We start from the raw sequence: 13,064 nt of genomic DNA, 5'->3' as shown, positions 1-13,064 counted from the left end.
GTCAGTTCACCTCCGCCTTGATGAATACCTTGAGCTGGTCGTCCTCGATCGCCGGGTTGTTCGGCACCGCGGCCGAAACCGGCGTGGCCGACAGCGTGACGTTGGTCGGCTGGGGGAACAGGTCGGTGGCGCCCTGCGTCAGGTTCAGCGGTGCGCGTTCCAGCAGGATGCGCAGGCCGGGCAGCACCACCAGCCGCAGCAGCACGCCGATGTAGCACTCCAGGCTGTTCTCCAGACCCTCGGGCTGGATGTCGACGATCTCGAAGCCGTCGAGGAACGGCTCCAGGTAGGGCTTGCCGCCGTAGGTCGCGATGCGGATGCCTCCGGTCACGTACGCCTCCAGGCAGAAGCAGTGCAGCTTGCGCGTGGGCAGGGCGACGATCGGCCCGCGCGGGTCCTTGCCTTCCGTGTTGCGGCCCGGCACCTTCGGCGGCGGGATCAGGCGGTCGAGCTGCTCCTTGTCGGGGCAGCCGATGCCGCCGCACACGCCGAGCTTGATCGCCAGGCGCTGCTCCTTCAGGGGCGGGTTGAGCTCCGGCGGCAGCGCCACCGACTTGCCCGGGTGGAAGTCGATCTGCAGGTCGGCCAGCTGCACCGCGAAGTTCACGCCGTAGTTCGTGCCCGGGATCGGCAGCGGGTCTGCGATCGTGACGTGCGGGTTGTTCCGCAGGTCGACCACCGGGTGCACGCCAATCTTGCGGCACAGCATCCGCTCGTTGCGCGCGACATCGGCGGTCGCGTAGTTGAAGAGCGAAGGTCGCTGCCGTCGCACGTGTTCGATGATGCGGTTGAAGCCGTCTTCGTGAAAGGACGCGAAGACGTCGCAACTGTCGGTGAAAGCCATGGGTCACCTCTCGGAATGCGTTGAAGAGACAGGCCGTGCGGCGGTCCTGCGGGCGGCCGGACAGCGCGGATGCTGGCCGGTGCGTGAGATGTACGCCCGCGCTCTTCAGGCTCCCATCCCCCGTGGGGGGATGCGCTCCCCCGTCAGAGGGAGGGGGGTGCAACCGGATGTGTCGGTGCGACCCGGTGCTCAGGTGATCAGGCTCAGAAGTAGAGCGCCACGACCTCGGAGACGGCGTCGTTGACCAGCACCGGCAGCGCCAGCACCGACTGCGCGCCCGATGCCGTGAGCCCGCTCTGCTCGGCCGCCGTGCCGGCGGTGGGCAGCGATTGGCTGGCCTGTGCCACGGCAGTGCGCCAGGCGTCGCCGATGGCCCCCAATGCCTCAAGCTTGTGCGCGGTGGCGGTCCCGGTGGACAGCGGGCCCGCACCTTCGCAGTAGCCCGAGCTGCGCACCAGGGTGTCGCCCTGGCCGGCCGGTGCGGTCCAGATCTCCACCCGCAGCGTGATCGGCGTGACCGGAGACGACAGCATCGCGAGCACCCAGGTGCCCGTGCCACGCACGCTGCAGGGCAGGGCCAGCGCCCTGCCGATGCCCGCGTTCAGGGCCGCTTCCTTGCGCAGGAAATGTTTGGAGGTGGCGATGTCGGGAATGCACACGGCCTCTTCCTTCTGCCAGGCCAGCCCCGGCGCGCCGGCGCCGCGGGGCAGCCAGCCGTCGCGCGTGAGCGCCTCCAGCTGTGCCGCCGCCGGGCCGGTGCCGAAGTACCCCTCCACCAGCGTCATGTCCGACGACAGGCGCGGGTCGTGCTGCCACAGCTCCACCGAGCCCACCGACGACGCCGGACCTCCCATCAGCAGCACCACCACACACTGCAGCACATCGCCCCGGTACACCGGGCAGGCCACGGCGCAGCTCAGATCGATGGCCCTGGCCGCGGCGGCACGCTGGAAGTAGCCGCCCGAGAGCTCGCGCATCATCAGCGGGTGGCCCGCTTCCCAGGCGCGGCCCGGCAAACCTTCTCCCCGGGCGAAGATCATTTGCCGCGTGATCGCCTCGAAGGCCGAGGCCCCCGGAAACAGACCGCTCGACAACACCAGCGACGCACCATCTTCGGTCGGCGTCCAGACTTCGGCAATGCGGATGAAGGTCTTCATGCGGGACGCCAAGCAATTCACAGGCCAGGCGGGTCGGCCGGCCTTCTGCCCCGTGCAGCCCCGTGAGCCGGAGAACTGGGCGGTGTTCGTGCCCATTACCGGTGCTTTGCGGTGCACCGGCTCCCCATATCCTGCTGCAAGCCACCCCACCGGAGCCACCATGTCCACGAGCCTGAGCAGCGCGCTGCACGACGTCAACGAGCGTACCCAGCTCACCAGCAACAACCAGTTCGAGCTGATGCTGTTCCGTCTCGGCGAGGCGCCCGACAGCGAGCGCCGCGAACTGTTCGGCATCAACGTCTTCAAGGTGCGCGAAATCCTGGTCATGCCCAAGATCACGGGCATCGCCAACGCCCCGCCGCAGGTGCTCGGCGTCGCCAACATCCGTGGCCAGATCATTCCGGTGATCGACCTGCCGGCCATGGTCGGCTGCACGCCCCGGCGCGGGCACAACATCCTCATGGTGACCGAATACGCGCGCACCACCCAGGCCTTCGCGGTGGAAGAAGTCGACGAGATTGTGCGGCTGGACTGGAGCGACGTGCTGGCCGCCGAAGGCAATGGCGGCGACCTCGTGACCAGCATCGCCAAGCTCAACGGCGACACCGAAAACTGCAAGCTGGTGCAGGTGCTCGACGTGGAGCAGATCCTGCGCAACGTCATGCCCGGCACCAGGGAAGAAACCTCGCTGGAGGACGCGGGCGGCGCGGTCGTGCTGCCCCAGGGCACCATCGTGCTGGCCGCCGACGATTCACCCGTCGCGCGCCTGATGATCGAGCAGGGACTCAGCGCCATGGGCGCGCCCTACGTCATGACCAAGACCGGGCAGGAAGCCTGGGACCGCCTGCAGACCATCGAAGCCGAGGCCCAGGCCGAGGGCAAGACGGCAAAAGACAAGGTGGCCGTGGTGCTGACCGACCTGGAGATGCCGGTGATGGACGGCTTCACGCTCACCCGCAACATCAAGCAGGACCCGCGCTTCAAGTCGATCCCGGTGGTCATCCATTCCTCTCTGACCGGCACCACCAACGAAGCCCACGTGCACACCGTGGGTGCCGACGCCTACGTCGCCAAGTTCATGGCCTCCGAGCTGGCCGCCTCGCTGCGCCAGGTCATTCGCCACTGACCCGGCGCGCCGCCCGCCGCTGCAATACCATGCGGCGATGAGCGACGACCACACCTCCTCCAAGACCGCCCCTTACACCCCGCCCGCCGTCTGGGCCTGGGACCAGGCCAGCGGTGGCAAATTCGCCAACATCAACCGCCCCATTGCGGGCCCCACGCACGACAAGGAGTTGCCGGTCGGGAAGCACCCGCTGCAGCTCTACTCGATGGGCACGCCCAACGGCGTGAAGGTCACGGTGATGCTCGAAGAGTTGCTCGAACTCGGCCACGCCGGTGCCGAGTACGACGCCTGGCTCATCAGGATCAACGACGGCGACCAGTTCTCCAGCGGCTTCGTCGACGTCAACCCCAACTCCAAGATCCCGGCCCTGCTCGACCGCAGCACCGAGCCGCCCACGCGCGTGTTCGAGTCCGGCGCCATCCTGCTGTACCTGGCCGAGAAGTTCGGCGCCTTGCTGCCCAGGGAGCACGCCGCGCGCACCGAGACGCTCAACTGGCTGTTCTGGCAGATGGGCTCCGCGCCATACCTCGGCGGCGGCTTCGGACACTTCTACGCCTACGCGCCCGAGAAGTTCGAGTACCCAATCAACCGCTTCGCGATGGAGACCAAGCGCCAGCTCGACGTGCTCGACCGCCACCTCGCCACGCACACGCACATGGCTGGCGATGAATACACGATCGCCGACATCGCCATCTATCCCTGGTACGGCTGGCTGGTCGAGGGCAAGCTCTACAGCGCGGGCGAATTCCTCTCGGTGCACGAATACACGCATGTGCGGCGCTGGGCCAAAGCCATCGGCGAGCGCCCGGCCGTCAAGCGCGGGCGCCGCATAAACCGCGTGTGGGGCGACGAAGCCGACCAGGTGCCCGAGCGGCACTGAGCCTCCCGGGCGGAGCCGGCTGTCCGGCGGCCTATACTCCGCAAAAAATGCATTTAGGGAGCGCCAGTGCGCACGGTCCTTGACCTCACGTGCATCGTGGTCCGTGTGCGGCCTCCCTCGTTCCTTCCACGGTTCGCATCCAGGAGGTAGTTCGTGACCACACCCCGATCCCCGCACACGCGCCGACCTTGGCTCGCCGGCCTGTCCGCCGGTCTTCTCGTCCTCTCCGGAACCGCCTGTTCCGGCACCACCTCCGTCAGGAATGCCATGAACGCAACCGCTTCGCCGTCGCTTGTCAGCGCCTGGAACATCCAGCTTCGATCCGTGGGCAACGAGCAGGCCCAATTGAGCTTCCGGCCGCTGGTCTCCAGCGCCAAGAAATACGTCGGCGCCGACCACCGCAGCGACGGCAAGACCCTGTGGGTCACGCTTAAGAGCTGCCTGGTTACCGAGAGCTGCAGCGCCATGAGTCCGGCGCAGCCCGCGCCGGACGCCGCCGACAAGTTCACCTACATGGTGGTCCTCCCCTACAAGGGCGAGAAGGTGGTCGTACAGGGGCAGGGCGACGTGCAGGAAGAACTGCCGGTGTCGCGCTGAGCCGCACATCACTCAGCAGCTCTGGGGAGGGCAACACCATGGCAGACGACGTCATCCTGGGCGTGCACAGCAACGTCCGCAAAGGCCAGATCGACCCTGAAACAGGCCAGGCCTACGGGTTCGACGCCGGTCACGCCTGGATCTCGGTCACGCGCGACGGCAAGACCACCAACTACGGACTCTGGCCGGATGGACACCCGCGGGTCGAAGACAACGGCAGCGGCAGCGACATCCGAACGAGCATGGAAGACGGCGACACCCCCGCCGCCAGCCGCTATTACCGGTTGACCCCCGAACAGGCCACCAGGCTCGATGGCCTGCTCAAGACCAACGAAACCTGGGGCTACACCAACAATTGTTCTTCGTGGGCGCGCGACACCGTGGAAGCGGTCACCGGCGTGCACCTGAATGCCGACGACCCGGGCGTGCTGTGGACAGAGACGCCGCGCCAGCTTGGCGACAGCATCCATCGCCTCGAAGAAAAGGACCGGACCAGCCCCATGAGCCCGACCACCCCACCGCCTGCCAAAAGCTGCAGTTCGCTGGGCGCGCGCGCCGACCTGTCGGACACGTCCCGCCAGCTGCTGCAGGACAGCGACCAGCACGTGAGGCGGCTGGCCGAGCAGCACGGGCTGCCCTGGGACCAGGGCATGGACAACACCGTCGCGGCCGTCGCGCAGCAGGCGCGGGACGACGGCCTGACCGGCATCACGCACCTCAAGGCCGGCGGCGGCGAGATCCGCTTCGCCCAGGCCGACAGTTATGGGCTCAAGGAAGGCGCGGTGGACGCGCGCGAGGCCGCGAACACTCCGGTGCAGGAGTCCGAAGCCGCGCTGGCCATGGCCGATGCGCGGACGGCGTCTCAGCCTGCCACCGAAACCCGGGCCGCGCCCCAGGTCGAGGCGCCAGCGATGCAGCTGGGCTGAGCTAGGCCTGCCACACCCCGAACCCCGCCGAGCGCAGGTCGATGCCGATCTCGACCTCGCGTTCCTGCGCGGCCTTGTAGGTCATCGGGTTGAAACCCTCGTACAGGTCCGGCAGCAGGCGCAACCCGTACTTCATCACGTAGGCGTTGGACTGGATGCCGGCCTTGTGCTTGTCGAAGCGCACATCCGGGTCCAGCCCCGTCATGCCCACATACACACAAGGCCTGCCGTCGACATAACCCGGGTTGCACTGGCGGAACTTGCGTTCCTGCAGCACATCCGGGTGCAGCTCGATCACGTAGACGTGGTGGTGGAGACGGGGCATGCTTCGGACAGGGGCGCGCGGAGATGCAACGCAGTGTAGGGGCCGCGGCGTGGAACCTCCCCCCGACGGAGGAAGTGTCCGCAGGCCCGCGCGCCCACACTGGATGCCCCACTGCTTGAAGGAGCGACCCATGAGCGAATCGACTCCACGCCAGATCATCCTCTGCTGCGACGGGACCAACAACAACCTCACCGGCGGCGAGAGCGACACCAACGTGGTGCGGCTGTGCCAGTTGCTCAGGAGCCATGGCGACGACCGTCAGCTGGTGTTCTACGACCCCGGCGTCGGCAACCCGGGCGAACTGCCCGGGGCCACGCTCTGGGACAGCGTCAACCGGTACGGCGAGCGACTGGCGGGCCTGGCCTTCGGCCGTGGTGTGTACGAGAACATGGCCGAGTGCTACCAGTTCCTGATGGCGCACTACCGGGCCGGCGACGAGCTCTACATCTTCGGCTTCTCCCGCGGGGCCTTCACCGCCCGCAGCGTGGCGGGGCTGGTCAACATGTTCGGCATCCTGCAGCCCCACATGGTCTCGATGGTGCCGTCGCTGCTGCACATCTACTTCTCGGACCGTGGTGGCGGCGGCGACCACGCCCGGCGCATCGCCCGGCAGACCACCCAGCTGTTCGCCGGGGCTCACGCGCAACACGTCAACATCCACTTCGTGGGCGTCTGGGACACGGTGGCGTCGGTGGGCATGCCGCCGTTCTCCAAGCAGTTCACCGCGCGGGCGGACGTCGGCGGCAAGCGTTTTCTCAACGTCCGGCAGGCGCTGGCGCTGGACGAGTACCGGGCCCAGTTCGCCCCCCGGCAGTACGTCGATCCCAACGGCGAATACCGCTCCGACCAGGGCCTGCCCGTTTCACTCAAGCAGCTCTGGTTCTCCGGCGCCCATTGCGACGTGGGCGGCGGCTATGTGCCCGACAAACTGGCCCTCGCCGATCAGGCCATGGGGTGGCTCGTCGGCGAAGCGGTCCGCTGCGGCCTGCACCTCTACGGGGCCGATGGCCGACCCCTCACGGACCAGCAGGTGCTGCAGGCGCTGTACGCGGACCAGCCCGGCGCCAAGCCGCTGCCGCCCGTGGCCCACAGCGAGCTCTACCGCACGCCCTTGTGGGCCGTCACCGGCATGGCGGTGCGCTCGCCCGGGCTGGTCGAGGACGGCGCCGGAGGCCTGCAGACCATCCCCGCCCAGGAGCACCCCAGCGTGCAGGCCCTGTCGGTCGCCTACCCCAAAGACACGGACTGGGCCTACCCTCGGCCCTGGCTCGCCACGATCGCGTGGTGCCTGGCGTTCCTGCTGTTGTACGGCGGCATCGGGCAGATGCTGCTCAAGGGCGAGTACTACGCGCAGGAGAGTTTCTGGTCGGACCTGCGCCAGGTGCTGTCGAGTTACCCGCGGTTCCTGGCCACCAACCTGGACTTCGTGCATTGGCAGATGCTGTGGTTCCGCGACGGTCTGGCGGCCGTGCAGGACGGCCACGTGTGGGAAGGCCTGATCACCGGCTTGCAGCAGGTGAACCAGTTCGGTTCGCCGCGCTGGTCGCTGCTCTGGGATCTGGGGCTGATCCTGGCCTACGCGCAGGTGCTGTCGCGCTTCTGCGTGGCCGGATTTGCCCGGGGCGCCGGCCTGCGGCGGGTGGGGCAACCGGTGTCGCGCTGGCTCAACCGCCTGGGCTGGGCGCTGCCGCTGATGGTGTTTGCCGACGTGGGCGAAGACCTCTTCACCTGGCTGACCATCAGCCTGACCCACAGCGAATACTTCTTCATCGCGGCCTTCACGGGCGCGCTGATGGCGCTGCTCGCGTTGCTGAAGTGGATCGGTCTGGTGGGGGTGATCTGGCTCACCCTGTGGCCGGGCAGGGCGGGGCGCCGCGGGTAGACCCCTGCCCACTGGGCGCGTAGGATGGGCAGCCCCTCCCCACACCGGTGAAGACGAGGCCATGGAACCAGCGCTGGACCACGACGACTACCGTCCCCCCGAACCTTCCCGCTCTTCCGCCAGGGTCTGGGCGGCGATCGTGCTTGCGCTGGTGGCCGTGGCTGGCTACTTCGGCTGGCGGCACTACCAGCCGGTGCCCGCCCCGGCAGAGGCGCCGGTGGTCGCTGCTCCGGCCGCCGAGGCACCACCGCCAGCGCCCGCCGCCGCCGAGGTGCCGCCCGCTGTCGAACACCCCATTGACGCCACCGGGCCCACCGACAAAGCCCAGGGCGACAAAGAAGCCATGCCTGCGCTGGCCGACGCCGGCCCCTACGTGAAGAAGTTGCTTGAGCGCCTGATCGGCAGCAGGAACGCGCTCACCTACCTGCAGCCCGACCGCTTCGTGGCCCATGCGGTCGCCACCGTGGACAACCTCGCGCGGGCGCAGGCGCCCGTCGCTGTCTGGCCCGTCAACCCCGTGCCCCAGCGCTTCACCACGCTGCGCAACGGTGCCGATGGCACCGAGACCATCCACCCCGACAACAGCCGGCGCTACCAGCCGCTGGTCAGCCTGATCGAGTCGGTGGATACCGCGCAGGCGGTCGGGCTGTACCGCGACCTCTACCCGCTGTTCCAGCAGGCGTACGAAGAGTTGGGTTTCCCGGGGCGCTATTTCAACGACCGGCTGATCCAGGTGATGGACCACCTGATCGACACACCCGTGCCCGCGCAGGCGCCCGCCGTGCAACTGGTCGATGTGAAGGGCTCTGTGCCGTCGCTGCGGCCCTGGGTGCGTTACGAGTTTGTCGACCCGCAGCTGCAGTCGCTGTCGGCCGGCCGCAAGATCCTGCTGCGCGTCGGCGCGGACAACCAGCGCCGCCTGCAGGCCAAGCTGGCCGACATCCGCCGGCAACTGGTGAAGAAGTAGGCGAAGGGTGCGGTCGTTTCGCTGGTGAACACTGGTGCCGGCCACTGGATGCGTGTCACCTCGTCCCGGTTTTGACTGCTTCCACGGACCGCATCGGCAACGTCGCCCGACACCCCGGAAAGTTCGCGCAACCCCAGAACGCCGCGCCGCCGCTCTTCGGCGTGCGCTCCTCCATCTTCACGCCGCAGCTCGCGCAGGTCGGGCGCCAGTATTCGCCCTCGGTCGCGATCGCCAGCAGCGCGGCCTGTTGCGCGGGCGAGCGGCTGCGGATCATGCGCAACAGGCCGCTGCCGTCCTGTGCGTTGATGCCGTTGGCCTTGGCGAATGCGAGGGCGTCTCCGGTGTAGGTCGATGAGGTTGCGTAGGTGCCGCGCCGGAGGCCGTGCGACACCATCACGCCCAGGAACTCGCGCATCTCGCGCACGCCGACCTGTTTGCCCTGCCAGTGCTTGCACTGCACCACCGCCACCGGCCCCTCAGCGTTCTTCGAATGCAGCCAGATATCGACGCCGCCGTCGGCGCCGTGCGACTGGCTGCGCGTCTCGAAACCGGCCTGTGCAAACAGCGCCTCGACCAGCGCCTCGAAGCGGCGCCACTCGACCTTCGCCAGCACGTCGTCGTTCCATGAGGTCAGCGAAGGCTGCTGCTTGACGGGAAGCGGCGCCATGACTGGCTCTTTGCGCTCGGTGGCGCTGTGGCTGCGCCGCGGTGCGGTGGTGCGGAGAGAGGCCGGAGCCTCTTCGTTCGGTTCAGCGGCTTTCCTGACCAGCGCGTAGATCGCCAGCAGCAGCACGCCAATGCCGATCAGCAACTGGGCCGGTATCCGCAAGCCTTGGGCAACACCGCTGAAGATCGGGTTCCCGTTGAGGAACACCGGCGCCACCCAGAGTGCAATGCCGATGACCAGAACGGTCAAGCCCGCTTCCAGCAACTGTTCGGAGCGGTGTTGCGTTGAGCGCCGACCCCGACCCCGGTCACGCAGCCCCGAGCGCATCCGCCACCTTCTGCGCCGCCAAGATCAGATCCTTCACCAGCCGCTCGTCCACCTCCAGCAAGCCTTCGTACTCGCCGAGGTTGCGTTTGTTGTGGCATAGGTTCAGCACGCGCCAGACCTCCGGCCCCAGCCCCAGCGTGTGTGGCAGCACTTGGAAGACGATGTAGCGGTTGGCGGCGCGAAATCCCTTGGCGCGCAGTGCGGCGAGGCACAAGGCGTGGGCCGCGTTGTAGGCAAGGTCGAAGCGGCTCTCCAGCGCCAGCGAAGCGTTGCCTGCGTCTGCCAGCCTCGCGCGACCGGTGCGCAGCAAGCCGGCGATCTCTGCCGCGTCGGGCGGTTCCGGCTTCAGGGCGCCGCCTGCGCGGCTCAGGTTTTCAAGTGGGTTGGTCGGGCTCATGTTGCGGTGATTCCTCCTGGCCGATCAGCCATATCTTTGGCTGTTGCATCACGCGATTGATGAACGCATTGTCGCCCTGCAGCCGGGCACGGAAATCGGCCGCGGTGTAGAGGGCAGGGTTGATCGGGCGGCCCAGCGCCCGGCTGGCGCTTTCCAGCGCGCCAAACACGTCGCCATAGCCCAGCGTGTCGCTCACCACCAGCAGGTCCACATCGCTGGCCGCCGTGTCCTGCTGCCGGGCGATGGAGCCGAACACGAAGGCCCGCTCGATCTGCGGCGCCAGCGGCGCCAGCGCGGCCCGCAACACATCGGCCAGCCCCATCGTCTTGAGCACCAGCCCACGCAACTCGGCATAGATTGGCGACGCAGCGTTGGCCTGAAAGTGCTTCTGGTTGCCCTGCCTGCGCACGGTGAGCAAACCCGCCCCGGCCAGATCGGCCAGCTCGCGCTGCACCGCGCCCGCCCCCGACTGCGCCAGGCCGATCACCTCGTTCGTGTAGAAGCTGCGGTCCGGCGCGCCGAACAGCACGGCCAGCACACGCTGGCGAACCTTGGGGAAGAGGGCGTCGGCGGCGGAGGATGAAGCGGGAGCGATGAATGTACCCATATTGGGTTCAATCATACCCAAATAGGTTTTCAAAGCCACACCGACCCCGGCGCCGGGCTGGTCTGGATCTGGAAGTCGGGCGTGCCGCCCAGCACGAACGCGCCCAGCACCAGGCTCAGCACCGCAATGAACAGGCTGGCCCACAGCGAGACGGCGGTGATCGCCCTGTGACCGACAACAAACAAGTTCTGGCAGACCACGCCTCAGCCAGCGTTCAACACCCTGCGCAGGGTGCGGACCTTTTGCCAGAGCACAGCCTTTGGCATCGCCATGGCCATCGCCTGCATGCACCGCTCCAGCCAGCCCTGGCGTTCTTGCAGGCGGTCTATCGCCTTGGTCAGATCGCGCGCAACGGCGGGCCCGTATGCCTGCTCGGCCTTGCTCAGCGCCGCTCTCAACAAAGGCAGGCGCATGTCCATCATCGCCAGGTCGATCACATCGCGGCTGAACACGCCATCGTCTGCCTGGCGGTCTGAGTTGGCCAGCAGTTTGGAGGTCGCCAGGTCGAGCCGCGTCAGCGTGCCGATGCCGCACACCACATCGTCCGGGCCGGGCGCCTCCAGAGCGAACCGGGCCTCGCGGACGATTTCAAACTTGATCGCTTGACCGTCCATCTGCACCACCGTGCGCATGCCGTACTGATCGGCACGCACTTCGCGCAGCATGGTCAATGGCTGCGCTCCGGGCCGCACCACCGCGTTGAGCCCGGTTGGCCCGGAGAGCAACTGGCGCAGTTCCCGGTAACCCGCTGCGTCCGACACCAGAAAGTCGATGTCCACCGATTCGCGGTACTCGCCGTGGCGCAGAGCGATGCAGGTGCCCCCGCCGAACAGGCAGCCGTGCTGGCGCAACGCTTCGCCGTCCAGCGCGGCCAGCACATGCGCAATGCGCTGGTGGTGCGGGCGCTCAAACATCGGTCGTATCCGAAGTCGCGCTCCGGAGGCCCGTGCGCAAGGCCTGCAGCAGCGCTTGCTCAGCAGCCGACATGGCTTCCGTATCCAGATGTCGCGCGTTGCGCTCGTAAATGCCCAGCGCCTCGACGGGCGTGAGCACGTCGGTGCCGTGCACCTGCCAGGCCAGTGCCTTGAGCTGCGGATAGTCCGCCAGGCGCACCCGCACGGGTATCCAGTTGGGCAGATCCGGCCCGTTGGCACTTTCGGGGCGCGTGGCGTGGACGTCCTCGGCGTTGAGCGCCACCAGCGACATGCCCAGCGCCGCCACGGCGTTGGCCCAGGCGCCGGCCGCCACCGAAGGCTCCCCCTTCTCGATGCGATGCAGCGTCACCCGCGACATGCCCGCGGCCTCCGCTGCCGCGGTGCTGTTCACCCGCAAGGCCTTGCGGCGTGCGCGAAGCTGCGTGCCCAAGGCTTGCAGCTGGGCGGTGCTTTGGGTGGTTGGAAGGGGTGGTTTGGCTGGCATTTGTTTCTCATTCTGTTCAATATGGCTATATTGTCAAGTATGAGAAACACTTTACTGCCTGCAAAGGCGTTTCTGATCGAGGTGCAGGCACAGAGGCTCAAGCCCCCGACTCGTCCAGCAACTGTTGCACCGCTGCCAGCAGCCCCGGCAGCGCGTTCTGCGCGATGTTCCACACCGTGTCCGGGTTGACCGTTGCGTAGCCATGGATCAGCTGGTTGCGAAATGCCACGATCTGCGGCACGTCCGGGATGCGGGCGGCCATTGCTGTATCCAGCTTCGCCAGCTGGTTGAGCGCCTCGCCGATCACCTCGAACTTGCGCTCCACCGCCGCTTGCACCATCTCGTTGCCCACGTAGGCCTTCACGTCCAGACCCGCCGTGAACGACTGGATCGCCTGCGCCGCCTCGCGCACATCCCACAGGAAGGCGCGCGGGTCACGCTGCATACACAGGCTCGCGGTGGCGGTTGATGCTGGCCAGCACGTAGGGGTTGCGCACCGCGCCCGGCTCCACCAGGTCCACACCCCGGCCCAGCAACTGCTCCAGCTCGGCCTTGGCGCCGTAGAAGCTGTGCAGGTCGGGCTGCGTGCCCGCTGCAAACTCCACCAGAAAGTCTGCATCGCTGCTCTCAGGAACGAAGTCGTCGCCCCGCGCGGCCGAGCCAAACACCTCCAGCCGGCAGATGCCGTAGCGCTGGCAGATGGCCGCGATGGAGGCGCGGTGTTGGGCGATGGCGGGGTGCATGGGCGCGAGTGTACCGATGGGCACCGTTGACAGCGAGTGCTGCTGCAACCCCTGCGAGTTGGTGCATCATGCCGCTCAGGATGGTGTTCAAAACACGTTTAGCGCCAGCCGATAGCGGGCGGCTTGCCACGACATGAAACAGCGCGACTCGGAATCAGCGAATTCAACGCAGTTTCTGCGTTTGCACCGCCCGTTTTCGG

General features: G+C 67.6%; 17 protein-coding genes. 6 read left to right on the top strand and 11 right to left on the bottom strand.

Annotated features, from left to right (window positions below; translation table 11 throughout):
* Window position 1 precedes the first annotated feature (1 nt).
* Window positions 2–844, bottom strand: a complete 843-nt coding sequence (locus ACS5NL_RS17275) for a hypothetical protein (protein WP_439355131.1) — start codon at window positions 842–844, stop codon at window positions 2–4.
* Between the two features lie 203 nt (window positions 845–1,047).
* A complete protein-coding gene (locus ACS5NL_RS17270; RefSeq protein ID WP_439355130.1) occupies window positions 1,048–2,001 on the bottom strand; it encodes a hypothetical protein in 954 nt (317 codons plus the stop codon).
* Between the two features lie 160 nt (window positions 2,002–2,161).
* On the opposite strand from ACS5NL_RS17270, the gene ACS5NL_RS17265 reads away from it, so the two are divergent.
* The 4 genes from ACS5NL_RS17265 to ACS5NL_RS17250 all read left to right on the top strand — a co-directional run bounded on the left by ACS5NL_RS17265 (window position 2,162) and on the right by ACS5NL_RS17250 (window position 5,530).
* Window positions 2,162–3,127: a chemotaxis protein gene (locus tag ACS5NL_RS17265; RefSeq protein ID WP_439355129.1), complete on the top strand. Its 966-nt coding sequence runs from the start codon at window positions 2,162–2,164 to the stop codon at window positions 3,125–3,127.
* Between the two features lie 37 nt (window positions 3,128–3,164).
* On the top strand, window positions 3,165–4,007 hold the full coding sequence (gene yghU, locus ACS5NL_RS17260) for a glutathione-dependent disulfide-bond oxidoreductase (protein WP_439355128.1): 843 nt from the start codon (window positions 3,165–3,167) through the stop codon (window positions 4,005–4,007).
* Window positions 4,008–4,274: 267 nt separating this feature from the next.
* A complete protein-coding gene (locus ACS5NL_RS17255; protein ID WP_439355127.1) occupies window positions 4,275–4,604 on the top strand; it encodes a hypothetical protein in 330 nt (109 codons plus the stop codon).
* Between the two features lie 38 nt (window positions 4,605–4,642).
* Window positions 4,643–5,530 carry an XVIPCD domain-containing protein gene (locus ACS5NL_RS17250; RefSeq protein ID WP_439355126.1) on the top strand — a complete coding sequence of 296 codons (888 nt, stop codon included), beginning with the start codon at window positions 4,643–4,645 and terminating at the stop codon, window positions 5,528–5,530.
* 1 nt (window position 5,531) lies between these two features.
* Here ACS5NL_RS17250 and ACS5NL_RS17245 read toward each other — a convergent pair whose 3' ends face one another.
* Window positions 5,532–5,855, bottom strand: a complete 324-nt coding sequence (locus tag ACS5NL_RS17245) for a hypothetical protein (protein WP_439355125.1) — start codon at window positions 5,853–5,855, stop codon at window positions 5,532–5,534.
* Between the two features lie 130 nt (window positions 5,856–5,985).
* Here ACS5NL_RS17245 and ACS5NL_RS17240 point away from each other — a divergent pair, with 130 nt between their 5' ends.
* A complete protein-coding gene (locus ACS5NL_RS17240) occupies window positions 5,986–7,737 on the top strand; it encodes a T6SS phospholipase effector Tle1-like catalytic domain-containing protein (protein ID WP_439355124.1) in 1,752 nt (583 codons plus the stop codon).
* Between the two features lie 61 nt (window positions 7,738–7,798).
* Window positions 7,799–8,704 carry a DUF3014 domain-containing protein gene (locus ACS5NL_RS17235; RefSeq protein ID WP_439355123.1) on the top strand — a complete coding sequence of 302 codons (906 nt, stop codon included), beginning with the start codon at window positions 7,799–7,801 and terminating at the stop codon, window positions 8,702–8,704.
* A gap of 55 nt (window positions 8,705–8,759) precedes the next feature.
* Here the strand turns inward: ACS5NL_RS17235 and ACS5NL_RS17230 are convergent, their stop codons facing one another.
* The 8 genes from ACS5NL_RS17230 to ACS5NL_RS17195 all read right to left on the bottom strand — a co-directional run bounded on the left by ACS5NL_RS17230 (window position 8,760) and on the right by ACS5NL_RS17195 (window position 12,864).
* The gene (locus ACS5NL_RS17230; protein ID WP_439355122.1) at window positions 8,760–9,620 is read right to left on the bottom strand and encodes a restriction endonuclease; all 861 of its coding nucleotides are present in this window, start codon (window positions 9,618–9,620) and stop codon (window positions 8,760–8,762) included.
* Window positions 9,621–9,678: 58 nt separating this feature from the next.
* A complete protein-coding gene (locus ACS5NL_RS17225; protein ID WP_439355121.1) occupies window positions 9,679–10,095 on the bottom strand; it encodes a hypothetical protein in 417 nt (138 codons plus the stop codon).
* The gene (locus ACS5NL_RS17220; protein ID WP_439355120.1) at window positions 10,073–10,735 is read right to left on the bottom strand and encodes a nucleotidyltransferase domain-containing protein; all 663 of its coding nucleotides are present in this window, start codon (window positions 10,733–10,735) and stop codon (window positions 10,073–10,075) included. The genes ACS5NL_RS17225 and ACS5NL_RS17220 overlap by 23 nt, the downstream gene beginning before the upstream one ends.
* On the bottom strand, window positions 10,732–10,887 hold the full coding sequence (locus ACS5NL_RS17215; RefSeq protein ID WP_439355119.1) for a hypothetical protein: 156 nt from the start codon (window positions 10,885–10,887) through the stop codon (window positions 10,732–10,734). The genes ACS5NL_RS17220 and ACS5NL_RS17215 overlap by 4 nt, the downstream gene beginning before the upstream one ends.
* 18 nt (window positions 10,888–10,905) lie before the next feature.
* Window positions 10,906–11,616 carry a nucleotidyl transferase AbiEii/AbiGii toxin family protein gene (locus tag ACS5NL_RS17210; RefSeq protein ID WP_439355118.1) on the bottom strand — a complete coding sequence of 237 codons (711 nt, stop codon included), beginning with the start codon at window positions 11,614–11,616 and terminating at the stop codon, window positions 10,906–10,908.
* Window positions 11,609–12,121, bottom strand: coding sequence for a helix-turn-helix domain-containing protein (locus ACS5NL_RS17205; RefSeq protein ID WP_439355117.1), 513 nt, complete (start codon window positions 12,119–12,121; stop codon window positions 11,609–11,611). Before ACS5NL_RS17205 ends, ACS5NL_RS17210 begins: the two co-directional genes overlap by 8 nt.
* Before the next feature lie 97 nt (window positions 12,122–12,218).
* Window positions 12,219–12,566 carry a HepT-like ribonuclease domain-containing protein gene (locus tag ACS5NL_RS17200; protein WP_439355116.1) on the bottom strand — a complete coding sequence of 116 codons (348 nt, stop codon included), beginning with the start codon at window positions 12,564–12,566 and terminating at the stop codon, window positions 12,219–12,221.
* Window positions 12,556–12,864: a nucleotidyltransferase family protein gene (locus ACS5NL_RS17195; protein WP_439355115.1), complete on the bottom strand. Its 309-nt coding sequence runs from the start codon at window positions 12,862–12,864 to the stop codon at window positions 12,556–12,558. The genes ACS5NL_RS17200 and ACS5NL_RS17195 overlap by 11 nt, the downstream gene beginning before the upstream one ends.
* Window positions 12,865–13,064 lie beyond the last annotated feature (200 nt).

Origin of the sequence: Hydrogenophaga sedimenti, from assembly GCF_051857515.1 — a bacterium.
Lineage (GTDB): Bacteria > Pseudomonadota > Gammaproteobacteria > Burkholderiales > Burkholderiaceae_C > Hydrogenophaga.
This window is presented reverse-complemented; position numbering and strand designations above follow the sequence as displayed.

Coding starts and splice junctions, on each gene's coding strand:
- ACS5NL_RS17225 (WP_439355121.1), bottom strand. CDS start 10,095: ATGAGCCCGACCAACCCACTTGAAAACCTGAGCCGCGCAGGCGGCGCC.
- ACS5NL_RS17240 (WP_439355124.1), top strand. CDS start 5,986: ATGAGCGAATCGACTCCACGCCAGATCATCCTCTGCTGCGACGGGACC.
- ACS5NL_RS17210 (WP_439355118.1), bottom strand. CDS start 11,616: ATGTTTGAGCGCCCGCACCACCAGCGCATTGCGCATGTGCTGGCCGCG.
- ACS5NL_RS17245 (WP_439355125.1), bottom strand. CDS start 5,855: ATGCCCCGTCTCCACCACCACGTCTACGTGATCGAGCTGCACCCGGAT.
- ACS5NL_RS17265 (WP_439355129.1), top strand. CDS start 2,162: ATGTCCACGAGCCTGAGCAGCGCGCTGCACGACGTCAACGAGCGTACC.
- ACS5NL_RS17195 (WP_439355115.1), bottom strand. CDS start 12,864: ATGCACCCCGCCATCGCCCAACACCGCGCCTCCATCGCGGCCATCTGC.
- ACS5NL_RS17205 (WP_439355117.1), bottom strand. CDS start 12,121: ATGCCAGCCAAACCACCCCTTCCAACCACCCAAAGCACCGCCCAGCTG.
- ACS5NL_RS17275 (WP_439355131.1), bottom strand. CDS start 844: ATGGCTTTCACCGACAGTTGCGACGTCTTCGCGTCCTTTCACGAAGAC.
- yghU (WP_439355128.1), top strand. CDS start 3,165: ATGAGCGACGACCACACCTCCTCCAAGACCGCCCCTTACACCCCGCCC.
- ACS5NL_RS17270 (WP_439355130.1), bottom strand. CDS start 2,001: ATGAAGACCTTCATCCGCATTGCCGAAGTCTGGACGCCGACCGAAGAT.
- ACS5NL_RS17235 (WP_439355123.1), top strand. CDS start 7,799: ATGGAACCAGCGCTGGACCACGACGACTACCGTCCCCCCGAACCTTCC.
- ACS5NL_RS17255 (WP_439355127.1), top strand. CDS start 4,275: ATGAACGCAACCGCTTCGCCGTCGCTTGTCAGCGCCTGGAACATCCAG.
- ACS5NL_RS17250 (WP_439355126.1), top strand. CDS start 4,643: ATGGCAGACGACGTCATCCTGGGCGTGCACAGCAACGTCCGCAAAGGC.
- ACS5NL_RS17200 (WP_439355116.1), bottom strand. CDS start 12,566: ATGCAGCGTGACCCGCGCGCCTTCCTGTGGGATGTGCGCGAGGCGGCG.